We start from the raw sequence: 12243 nt of genomic DNA, 5'->3' as shown, positions 1-12243 counted from the left end.
CTTGTAAAAAAGACGGCGGGAGGATGAAACTTTCTGCCGTCTTTTTTTATGGAGAAGAGGATATTGGAAGGGGAAGATAACGGAGCTCCTGAAATTTCTGCAAGTGGCTGGATTCGTTGCCCGTAAATATTTTTTAGCTTGTCGGTTTGGTTATTGAAAGATTAAACATTATTTTTGCAACCACTTTTGATTCGAACGAAATAATTAATAATTAAATAAATAAGTCGGAAATGAATATTTCATTGCAAAATGTAGACAATGTAAGTGCTGTACTTACTGTCCAGATTGAAAAAGCTGATTATCAGGAAAAGGTTGAAAAAGCACTGAAAACGCTTCGTCAGAGAGTAAATATGCCGGGATTCCGTAAGGGAATGGTTCCTATGGGATTGATTAAGAAACAGTATGGAACTTCTGTATTGCTGGAAGAAGTAGACAAACTGTTGCAGGAAAAAGTAGGCGAATACATCCGTGACAACAAAGTAAATATGTTGGGTACTCCGCTGCCGAAGGAAAACAACGCAAACTTCGAAACAGATGAAAACTTTGAATTCTCTTTCGACATCGCTTTGGCTCCTGAATTCAACGTGGAATTGTCTAACAATGATACAATTGACTACTATGACATCAACGTAACGGATGAAATGGTAGACCAGCAGGTGAAGATGTACACTCAGCGTACTGCTAAATATGACAAAGTAGAAGATTACCAGGACAACGACATGCTGAAAGGTTTGTTGGCTGAGCTGGACGAAAACGGCAATACAAAAGAAAACGGTCTTCAGGTAGAAGGTGCGGTAATGATGCCTACTTACATGAAGAACGACGAACAGAAAGCTATTTTCAACGGTGCGAAAGTAAACACGGTATTGGTATTCAATCCGTCGGTTGCTTTTGACAATAACGAAGCAGAATTGGCTTCTCTGTTGAAGATCAAGAAAGAAGAAGTGGCTAACTACAAAGGCAACTTCAGCTTCCAGATTGAAGAAATCACTCGTATGATTCCGGGCGACCTGAATCAGGAACTGTTCGATCAGGTTCTGGGTGAAGGAAAAGCTCACAACGAAGAAGAATTCCGCGCTCAGATTAAGGAAGTGATTGCAAAACAGTTTGAATCAGACAGCGATTACAAGTTCTTGCTGGATGTACGTACTTATCTGGCTGAAAAAGTGGGTAAATTGCAGTTTGCAGATGAACTGATGAAGCGTATCATGCTGGAAAACAACAAGGATAAAGGTGAAGAATTCGTTTCTGAAAACTACGAAAAGAGCTTGGACGAATTGACTTGGCACCTGATTAAGGAAAAACTGGTGGCAGCTAACAACATTAAGGTTGAACAGGCTGATATCACCAACATGGCAAAAGAAGCTACTCGTGCTCAGTTTGCCCAGTACGGTATGATTAATGTACCCGATGAATTGTTGGAAAACTATTCTAAGGAAATGTTGAAGAAACGTGAAAGTGTAGAAGCTTTGGTGAACCGTGTCATTGAAGCGAAACTTTCTGAAATCCTGAAAGGTCAGGTTACATTGAATCATAAGGCTGTTTCTGCAGAAGAATTCAACAAGATGTTTCAATAAATCATTTTAGCATTCAGAATTGACTGCTAAAATAGTTTAAAAAAGGAGGCTTTTAACGGGACCTCTTCTGTAAGACGGAAGTGTTTTGTACTTTTGTTTTTTCGGAAGAAGGAGGTTAGAAGCCTCTTTTATTATCATTTAATTTTAGAAATTATGATGGATGATTTTAGAAAATATGCTACCAAGCATCTCGGAATGAACAGTATGGTGCTTGATGACGTCATTAAGTCGCAGGCAGGATATTTGAATCCGTATATCTTGGAAGAACGTCAGTTGAACGTGACGCAGTTGGACGTGTTTTCCCGTCTGATGATGGACCGTATCATTTTCCTGGGCACCCAGATTGATGACTATACGGCCAATACGTTGCAGGCACAGCTGTTGTATCTGGATTCAGTGGATTCAGGAAAGGATATTTCCATTTACATCAACTCTCCGGGTGGTTCTGTATATGCCGGTCTGGGCATCTATGATACCATGCAATTCATCAGTAGCGATGTGGCGACGATTTGTACCGGTATGGCCGCTTCCATGGCAGCTGTGTTGCTGGTGGCAGGTAAAGAAGGTAAACGTTCGGCGTTGACTCACTCACGCGTGATGATTCACCAGCCGATGGGAGGAGCTCAAGGACAGGCCTCGGATATTGAGATTACGGCTCGTGAGATTCAGAAGTTGAAGAAAGAATTGTACACTATTATTGCAGACCATTCTCACACGGATTTTGACAAGGTTTGGGCCGATTCTGACCGTGATTATTGGATGACAGCTTCTGAGGCAAAGGAATATGGTATGATTGATGAAGTGCTTTCACGTAAGCCTTCACTATAATTAAGGAGAATTTAATTCAAAACTAGATAGACTTTGGAAGATAAAAAGACTTCAAGAAATGCGAAGAGACGATGCAGCTTTTGTGGTCGCACAGAGGATGAAGTGGGCTTCCTGATTACAGGAGTCAACGGATGTATTTGCGACAGTTGTGCGGAACAGGCACACGAGATAGTGAAGGAGGCGATGCATCAGCAGGGTAAGGGAGGTCCTGAATTGAACTTGTCGGAACTTCCCAAACCGAAGGACATCAAGGACTTTCTGGACCAGTATGTCATCGGACAAGATGACGCCAAGCGTTATCTGGCGGTGGCAGTGTATAACCACTACAAACGTTTGCTTCAGCCGAAAGACAAGAATGAGGTGGAGATTGAAAAGTCGAACATCATCATGGTGGGAAGTACGGGTACCGGAAAAACTTTACTGGCAAGAACCATTGCGAAACTGCTTCATGTGCCGTTTACGATTGTAGACGCTACGGTGCTGACCGAAGCCGGGTATGTGGGAGAGGATATCGAGAGTATCCTGACCCGTCTGCTTCAGGTAGCCGATTACAATGTGGAAGAAGCAGAAAGAGGGATTGTGTTTATTGATGAGATAGATAAGATTGCCCGTAAGGGAGACAATCCGTCGATTACGCGTGATGTGAGTGGTGAGGGAGTGCAGCAGGGCTTGTTGAAGCTTCTGGAAGGTTCCGTAGTGAATGTGCCGCCTCAGGGGGGACGCAAGCATCCAGACCAGAAGATGATTCCGGTCAATACCAAGAATATCCTGTTCATTTGTGGAGGTGCTTTCGACGGTATTGAACGGAAGATTGCACAGCGTCTGAACACCAACGTGGTGGGTTATAGTGCGGCAAAGGAGGCGGTGAAAATAGACAGGGGCAATCTGATGCAATACATTGCTCCCCAGGACTTGAAATCGTTCGGTCTGATTCCGGAAATCATTGGCCGTCTGCCGGTGCTCACTTATTTGAACCCGTTGGACCGTACGGCTTTGCGTAATATTCTTACAGAACCCAAGAACTCAATCATCAAACAGTATATCAAGTTGTTTGAAATGGACGGTGTAAAGCTGGAGTTTGAACCGGAGGTGTTTGAATATATTGTAGACAAGGCCATCGAGTATAAATTGGGAGCTCGGGGACTGCGTTCTATCGTGGAGACCATTATGAATGATGTCATGTTTGAAATACCCTCACAGCATGTGGAACGCTTTGTCGTAACATTGGATTATGCCAAGCAACAGATGGGGAAAGCTAACCTATCTCGTTTGCAAATGGCATAAAAAGAGAGATTTTTAGTGAGAAAAAAAGAATTTCCGATGAAATATTCACTGAAATATTTGTGTAATATGGAAAGTTGTTTATAACTTTGTTACATACGGAGACAATATTTTTACAATCAACAAACATCTAAATCCAAAGGACAATGGCGGAAAATATCAGTTTATCAGCAGCACTCAAAAAGTATTTTGGATTCGATACTTTTAAGGGGAACCAAGAGGCGATTATTCGGAACTTATTATCTGGAAAGGATACATTTGTATTAATGCCTACAGGAGGGGGAAAGTCGTTATGCTATCAGCTTCCTTCTTTGCTGATGGATGGAACTGCTATTGTGATTTCGCCGCTGATCGCTTTGATGAAGAATCAGGTGGATGCCATGCGCAATTTTAGTGAAGAGGATGGAATAGCCCATTTTATCAATTCTTCACTGACCAAGTCGGCTACGGATCAGGTAAAATCGGATATCCTGGCCGGGAAGACAAAATTGCTGTATGTGGCACCTGAATCTTTAACAAAAGAGGAGAATGTGGATTTCCTGCGGCATGTGAAGATTTCGTTTTATGCGGTGGATGAAGCACATTGTATCTCGGAATGGGGACATGATTTTCGTCCGGAATATCGCCGGATTCGTCCGATTATCAACGAAATCGGGAAAGCTCCGGTAATTGCTTTGACAGCAACGGCTACTCCAAAGGTGAAAATGGATATCCAGAAGAATCTGGGGATGACCGATGCCGTAGAGTTCAAATCTTCCTTCAATCGTCCGAACCTGTACTATGAGGTACGTGCCAAGACGGCGAATGTGGACAAGGATATCATCAAATTCATCAAACAGAATGAAGGGAAGTCGGGTATTATTTATTGCTTGAGCCGTAAGAAGGTGGAAGAGCTGACGGAAATACTGCAGGCCAATGGCATTAAAGCGCGTGCTTATCATGCAGGAATGGATTCTGCTACCCGTAATGCCAATCAGGATGCTTTTTTGAAAGAGGATATTGATGTGATTGTGGCTACGATTGCCTTTGGAATGGGAATAGACAAACCGGATGTGCGGTTTGTCATCCATTATGATGTGCCGAAGAGTCTGGAAGGCTATTACCAGGAAACGGGTCGGGCCGGACGTGACGGAGGCGAAGGGCAGTGCATCACGTTCTATTCGAACAAGGATTTGCAGAAACTGGAAAAGTTCATGCAGGGGAAACCCATCTCGGAACAGGAAATCGGACGTCAGCTATTGCAGGAAACGGCGGCATACGCAGAATCTTCAGTGTGCCGGAGGAAAATATTGTTGCATTATTTTGGTGAAGAATATACGGAAGATAATTGTGGTAATTGTGATAACTGTTTAAATCCAAAGAAACAAGTGGAGGCTCAGGATTCATTGTGTGCAGTGATTGAAACGATCATTGCCGTAAAAGAAAACTTTAAGCAAGATTATATAATTGATATATTGTTAGGTAAGGAAACATCCGAAGTACTTGCGCACAAGCATGAAGATTTGGAAGTGTTTGGCTCTGGGATGGGAGAAGAAGAACGGTTGTGGAATGCAGTCATTCGGCAGGCTCTCATTGCAGGTTACCTGGCAAAGGATGTGGAAAACTACGGTCTGTTGAAGGTGACACCGGAAGGACATAAGTTTCTGAAAAAGCCGAAGTCATTCAAAATAGTAGAAGATGCGGATTTTGATGAGGAGGAAGTGGAAGAAACTCCGATGCGGAGTGGAGCTTCTTGTGCGGTCGATCCGGTATTGTATTCCATGCTGAAAGATTTGCGTAAGAAGATGTCGAAGAAATTGGATGTTCCTCCATACGTAATATTCCAGGATCCTTCTCTTGAAGCAATGGCTACAATTTACCCGGTGACTCTGGAAGAGCTGCAGAATATCCCGGGAGTTGGAGCCGGAAAGGCCAAACGTTATGGTCAGGAATTCTGCGAACTGATCAAAAAGCATTGTGACGAGAATGAAATCGACCGTCCGGAAGATTTGAGGGTACGTACGGTGGCCAACAAGTCAAAGCTGAAGGTTTCCATTATTCAGAGCATTGACCGTAAGGTGGCATTGGATGACATTGCAGTGGCAAAGGGAATCGAATTCAGCGAACTGTTGGATGAGATTGAGGCCATCGTTTATTCAGGTACCAAACTGAATATTGATTATTTCCTGGAGGAAATCATGGACGAGGACCACATGCAGGATATTTATGATTATTTCAAGGAATCGACCACCGATAAGATTGATGATGCCATGGATGAATTGGGTGACGACTATACGGAGGACGAAATTCGCTTGGTGCGTATCAAGTTTATCTCAGAAATGGCCAATTGATTTTTGACGGAAGATTTTTTTTGATATTTGCTGTCGGTCGGTGTGTAATATCTCACACCGGCCGATTGTTTTTTCGCACGAAAGCTTCCTTTTTAAAAAGATGTTAATCGTCCGTTTTATTCTGAATAAAATTCGTATATTTGCACGCAATAAAATCTAAAGCATAAAGCCCTATGTCATTTATTGCAGATAAAGTTGTAATGGACGGATTAACTTACGATGATGTATTGTTGATTCCGGCCTATTCTGAAGTATTACCTAAAACAGTCGAACTCACGACTAAGTTTTCACGCAACATTGAGTTGAAAATTCCGTTTGTAACTGCTGCCATGGATACAGTTACCGAAGCACAGATGGCAATTGCGATTGCCCGTGAAGGCGGTATCGGTGTAATCCATAAGAACATGTCCATTCAGGAACAGGCTCGTCAGGTAGCTATCGTAAAGCGTGCTGAAAATGGAATGATTTACGACCCCGTAACCATAAAAAGAGGTTCAGTCGTAAAGGATGCACTTGATTTGATGGCTGAATACAAGATTGGAGGTATTCCTGTGGTGGATGATGAAAATTACCTGGTAGGTATCGTGACAAACCGCGATTTGCGTTTTGAGAAGGACATGAACAAGCGTATCGACGAGGTGATGACGAAAGAAAATATTGTGACTACAGAACCGGGAACAGATATGGAAACTGCTTCCAGAATTCTGCAGGAAAACAAGATTGAGAAACTTCCGGTAGTAGACAAAGACGGTAAGCTGATAGGTTTGATTACTTATAAGGATATTACCAAGGCAAAAGACAAACCGATGGCTTGCAAGGACTCTAAAGGCCGTTTGCGTGTGGCTGCCGGTGTTGGTGTGACGAACGATACTTTCGACCGTATTGAAGCGTTGGTGAATGCCGGTGCAGATGCCATTGTCATCGATACGGCTCATGGTCATTCCATGTATGTCATTGAAAAATTAAGAGAGGCCAAGAAGCGCTTCCCCAATATTGATATTGTGGTAGGTAATGTGGCTACAGGTGAAGCAGCCAAGATGCTGGTAGAAGCAGGTGCTGATGCTGTGAAAGTAGGTATCGGTCCGGGTTCCATCTGTACGACTCGTGTGGTAGCCGGTGTAGGTGTTCCTCAGCTGACAGCTGTGTACGATGTCGCTAAAGCTTTGGAAGGAACGGGTGTTCCTTTGATTGCAGATGGTGGTTTGCGCTATTCTGGTGATGTGGTAAAAGCTTTGGCTGCCGGTGGTTATAGCGTAATGATTGGTTCTTTGGTTGCTGGTACGGAAGAATCTCCGGGCGACACAATTATCTTCAATGGACGTAAGTTCAAATCTTATCGTGGTATGGGTTCTTTGGAAGCTATGGAAAATGGTTCAAAAGACCGTTACTTCCAGAGTGGAACTACCGATGTGAAGAAGTTGGTTCCGGAAGGTATTGCTGCGCGTGTACCTTACAAAGGTTCTTTGTTTGAAGTTATCTATCAGCTGGTAGGTGGTCTGCGTGCCGGTATGGGTTATTGCGGAGCACACAACATTATGGAACTGCATAATGCGAAGTTCACTCGCATCACTAATGCCGGAGTACTGGAAAGTCATCCGCACGATGTGGCTATTACGAGTGAAGCCCCGAACTATAGCCGTCCTCAATAATAAAAACAGTCTTTGACTTTATTTATATTATAGATAATCATTCTAAACGTCAGGAAAGTTTGTGTGAGGCAGACTTGCCTGACGGCTGGAATGATTTTTTTGTTTGATGAAATTTTAAGGTTAGCCATGTGTCGACTCGTATTATTATGCTTGTATCTGATGTGTGTGGGAGTGACTTCTTATGCGGAAGAGCGAGAAGTTGTGTTTCGGATTGACGGAGAAGCAACTTCTGTGGAGGAGTTTGCACATTATTACGCGCGGATACATGCGGTGAATGGTATTTCAACCGAGCATTTCTTGCCGCATTTCTTGTATTATAAGCTGAAAGTGGCCGATGCCAAAAAGCAAGGATGGGATACGTTGCCTGATTTTCGTTTGCAGTGCAGTGTCCTGCAAAATGAGATGGGTAGAGAGAGAGAGTCGCGCGTGCTGAAATCTGTTCCCATGAAGTGGGTGAAATTTCGTCAGATATCTATCCTGTTGCCGCAGCATGTGTCGGCAATACAAGAACGTCAGGCAAGGCAGCGCATGGATTCAGTATATGCGGCTTTGAAAGAGGGGGCTGATTTTGAGGCCTTGGCACGCAATTATTCTTCAGAGGCGAGTGCGTCTTCTCCTTATGCAGATGGGGAATGGATTCCGGAGGTTTGTCTGGTAAAAGAATTCTCGGAGCAGTTGGACGCCCTGAAAAAAAATGACTTTTCCGCGCCGTTTTTCTCTCCGTTGGGTATTCATGTGGTTAGCCTGCTGGATTGTAAGCAAGAAGACTATCCTGCATCTAAGGCTGAGGTGGCCAATATTCCAAAAGAGGAGTCGGAACCTGATAATATCGAGTGGAAGCAAATCACTGAGGGCCTGCTGGCAGCTTATTGGGACAAACGTCATGTGGTGGCGCCTTCAGGTAATGTCGGCAATAAAGAGTTGGAGGATTATTTTGAGGCTCATAAAAAGGAATATGCATGGGAACTTCCTCATTTTAAAGGCGGTGTAGTGTATTGTTTAAATAAAAAAGCTGCTTCTAAACTGAAGAAGAAGTTGAAAAAACTTCCCTTGAACGAATGGAAAGAGAAGATTGATGCCTTCTCGAAGGAGGATGCAAGTCTGAAAGCAGAGGTAGAGGTTGGATTGTTTCAGATAGGAAGTAATCCTTATGTGGATAAGCTGGCTTTTAAATGCGGACACTTTACGCCTCGTACGGATTTGCCTTATACATTTGTCTTGGGAAAACGTTTGAAGAAAGGTCCGGAAGACTTTACGGATGTACGTGCTGAAGTGCAGCGTGATTATCGTTTGTCAATGGAAAAATCACGGTTGGAAGAATTGCAGCAACGTTTCAGAATTGAAATAAACCAAGACATTTTAAAAACCGTTAATTGTAGCGGAAAAAAGTAATTAATGCCGTATCTTCGTCCTTTGTAATGTAATGGACCAAACAAATCAAATAGACAGAAAATGAATAAATTGATTATGACTGGCGTCTTGGCTTTCTTATTTGCCTTGACTGGAACAGTTCCCACGATGGCACAAGATAACGTGATTGACGAAGTGGTGTGGGTTGTCGGCGATGAAGCCATTCTTAAATCGGATGTAGAAAATGAACGTTTGAATGCCCAGTATGAAGGACGCCGTTTTGATGGTGACCCTTATTGCGTGATACCGGAAGAACTGGCTGTGCAGAAACTGTTCCTTCATCAGGCAGAGATAGATAGTATCGAAGTCAGTGATCAGGAAGTGCTTCAGCAAGTGGAGTCACGAATTGCTTGGCTTACCGAACAGATTGGTTCAAAGGAAAAACTGGAGGAATATTATAATAAGACTTCTACTCAGATTCGGGAGATGTTGCGTGAGAATATTCGTGACGGACTGACCGTACAGGAAATGCAGAAGAAAATTGTGGGAGATATCAAACTGACTCCGGCAGAAGTGCGAAACTATTTCAGTCGTCTGCCGCAGGATAGTATTCCGTTTGTACCTACACAGGTGGAAGTACAGATTATTACACGTGAACCTAAGATTAAGGAAGAAGAAATTGAACGGGTAAAGAAAGAATTGCGTGATTTTACGGAGCGTATCAATAAGGGGGAGACGACCTTTTCTACTTTGGCGCGTATGTATTCTGAAGACCCGGGTTCTGCCCGTCGTGGAGGTGAATATGGTTTTACAGGGCGTGGAGAGCTGACTCCGGAATTTGCCAATGTGGTGTTCAACCTGACAGACCCCAAGAAAATTTCGAAAGTATTCCAGACAGAATATGGTTATCACATTGCCCAACTGATTGAAAAGCGTGGTGACCGTGTGAGCTACCGTCATATCTTGATTAAGCCCCGTGTGGATGAAAAGGAAATTGAAGCAGAACTGAATAAACTGGATACCTTGGCAAATGACATCCGTAAAGGAAAAGTGACGTTTGATGAGGCTGCTATATGGGTATCCCAGGATAAGGAAACACGTAACAACCACGGTTTGCTGGCCAACCCTCAGACTTCTACTTCCCGTTTCGAGATGCAGCAGCTGGCCGGATTGGTTTCACAGGAAGTGGCCAAAACCGTAGAAGGTATGCAAATTGGAGAGGTTTCTCAGCCGTTTACCATGATCAATGCCAAAGGTAAGGAAGTGTGTGCTATCGTCAAGTTGAAAAACCGTATTGATGGACACAAAGCCACAATTTCGGAAGACTATCAGCGTCTGAAAGATATTGTAACTGCCAACCGTAGTGAAGAAAAACTGCAGAAGTGGATTGTAGAGAAACAGAAAAATACATACGTACGAATCAATCCGTCTTGGCGTAAATGTGATTTTAAATATCCGGGATGGATTAAACAGTGATGAGACTACCTGCACATGAAACAGGAAACAGATAAAAAATCAGGCCGCGTAAGGATGCATCGTCTTCTTCCGGTCATAGCATTTTGTTTGACCATACTGAGCCTTTCCGCTCAGGGAGGACTTTCTGTTCCTCAGCATCCGGTAAAGCAGGAAAAAACGCAGGCTTCGGCGAAACCCTCACAGAAGAAGGAAGATTCTAAACGTCCGGTGGCCAAAAGCAAGGTCTATTTGTTGCATTCCGATTTGTTGCGGAAGGATGCCCAGCATCCGGATGCCCAGATTGTGACCGGCAATGTGGAGTTTCGTCATGACAGTGTGTACATGTATTGCGACAGTGCATGCTATTATGATAAAATCAGCAGCTTTGAGGCTTTTGGCAATGTGAAGATGGTACAGGGGGATACCTTGTTTCTCTATGGTGATCGTTTGTACTATGACGGACTGACTCAGATAGCGGAGATGCGCTGCAATGTACGTATGGAGAACCGTACGACTACCTTGCTGACGGATAGTCTGAATTATGACCGGGTGTACAATCTGGGCTATTTCTTTGACGGGGGTACGTTGATGGATGAACAGAATGTACTGACTTCGGAGTGGGGAGAATACAGTCCGCAGACCAAGCAATCCGTATTCAATTACAATGTGAAACTGGTCAATCCGCAATTTACACTGACTTCGGATACCTTGCGTTATAACACGGCTTCGAAGATAGCCGATATTGTGGGGCCTTCAGATATCTGGAGCGATGCCAATCATATTTATTCTGAAAAAGGTATTTATAATACGGTAACTGGGAAGGCCGATTTGTACAATCGTTCTGTCCTGACCAACCAAGGCAAGCAACTGACCGGAGATTCGCTTTTTTATGACCGTAATACGGGCATAGGAGAAGCATTCAGCCGGATGGTGATGACGGATACTATCAACCGGAATATGATGACAGGTGAGTATGGCTTCTACAACGAGAAAACGGGATATGCTTTTGCTACCGATAGCGCCGTAGCTATTGACTATTCACAGGGAGACAGTCTGTTTTTGCATGCTGATACGCTTTTGATGGAAACTTTCCATATCAATACGGATTCCATGTTCCGCGAAATGCGTGCTTTCCATAAAGTCCGTTTTTATCGTACGGATGTGCAGGGTACGGCCGATTCATTGGTGTTTTCTACGGTAGACAGCTGTCTGACCATGTATCGCGATCCCATTATCTGGAATAAGAACCAGCAGCTCTTGGGTGAGGTGATCAAAGTCTATATGAATGACAGTACCATTGACTGGTCGCACATTATCGGGCAGGCACTTTCGGTCGAGCAAATCGATTCTGTGCTTTACAATCAGGTGACAGGAAAGGAGATGAAATCCTATTTCGAGGGTGGAGACATGCGCAAGACAGAAGTGATAGGTTCTGTACGCGTGGTATATTATCCGATGGATTCCGACAGTACATTGATTGGAATGAATGTGTCGGAAACCAGTAAGCTGGAAATTTATCTGCAAGACCGGAAGATTGAACGGATGGTGATGAGTCCGAAATCGAACGGTGTGCTGTATCCGATGTCGCAGATTCCGGGCGGAAAAGACCGTCTGGAAAATTTCGTCTGGTTCGATTATATCCGCCCTCTGAATAAAGCCGATATTTTCAATTGGCGAGGGAAAAGGGTGGAAGACCAGTTGAAGAAGAATGTGCGTGGTCCGGTAGTCTTGCCGAATGCCCGTTTGTTTGAGAATAAGAAGGAGGAATAAAAT

At 43.7% G+C, this 12243-nt stretch carries 8 protein-coding genes; all 8 read left to right on the top strand.

All coding sequences use genetic code 11. From position 1 onward, the window contains the following. The first annotated feature begins 230 nt into the window (after positions 1-230). The 8 genes from tig to BQ7480_RS15410 all read left to right on the top strand — a co-directional run bounded on the left by tig (position 231) and on the right by BQ7480_RS15410 (position 12240). Positions 231-1577 (top strand): trigger factor, encoded by a 1347-nt coding sequence (tig, locus tag BQ7480_RS15445; protein ID WP_072543543.1) that lies wholly within the window; start codon positions 231-233, stop codon positions 1575-1577. A gap of 156 nt (positions 1578-1733) precedes the next feature. Then, positions 1734-2405 (top strand): ATP-dependent Clp endopeptidase proteolytic subunit ClpP, encoded by a 672-nt coding sequence (gene clpP / locus BQ7480_RS15440; RefSeq protein ID WP_022053439.1) that lies wholly within the window; start codon positions 1734-1736, stop codon positions 2403-2405. A gap of 33 nt (positions 2406-2438) precedes the next feature. Next, positions 2439-3689: an ATP-dependent Clp protease ATP-binding subunit ClpX gene (clpX, locus tag BQ7480_RS15435; RefSeq protein WP_072543542.1), complete on the top strand. Its 1251-nt coding sequence runs from the start codon at positions 2439-2441 to the stop codon at positions 3687-3689. 143 nt (positions 3690-3832) lie between these two features. Further along, a complete protein-coding gene (gene recQ / locus BQ7480_RS15430; protein ID WP_072543541.1) occupies positions 3833-6016 on the top strand; it encodes a DNA helicase RecQ in 2184 nt (727 codons plus the stop codon). 173 nt (positions 6017-6189) lie between these two features. Further along, positions 6190-7665: an IMP dehydrogenase gene (gene guaB / locus BQ7480_RS15425; RefSeq protein ID WP_072543540.1), complete on the top strand. Its 1476-nt coding sequence runs from the start codon at positions 6190-6192 to the stop codon at positions 7663-7665. Between the two features lie 126 nt (positions 7666-7791). Next, positions 7792-9057 (top strand): peptidylprolyl isomerase, encoded by a 1266-nt coding sequence (locus BQ7480_RS15420; RefSeq protein ID WP_072543539.1) that lies wholly within the window; start codon positions 7792-7794, stop codon positions 9055-9057. 75 nt (positions 9058-9132) lie between these two features. Continuing rightward, a complete protein-coding gene (locus BQ7480_RS15415; RefSeq protein WP_139255834.1) occupies positions 9133-10491 on the top strand; it encodes a peptidylprolyl isomerase in 1359 nt (452 codons plus the stop codon). A gap of 15 nt (positions 10492-10506) precedes the next feature. After that, a complete protein-coding gene (locus BQ7480_RS15410; protein WP_235816701.1) occupies positions 10507-12240 on the top strand; it encodes an OstA-like protein in 1734 nt (577 codons plus the stop codon). Positions 12241-12243 lie beyond the last annotated feature (3 nt).

It is taken from the genome of Bacteroides mediterraneensis, assembly GCF_900128455.1.
Classification (GTDB): domain Bacteria; phylum Bacteroidota; class Bacteroidia; order Bacteroidales; family Bacteroidaceae; genus Phocaeicola; species Phocaeicola mediterraneensis.
Note: the sequence above shows the minus strand (reverse complement) of the source record. Positions and strands in the feature narration are given on the sequence as shown.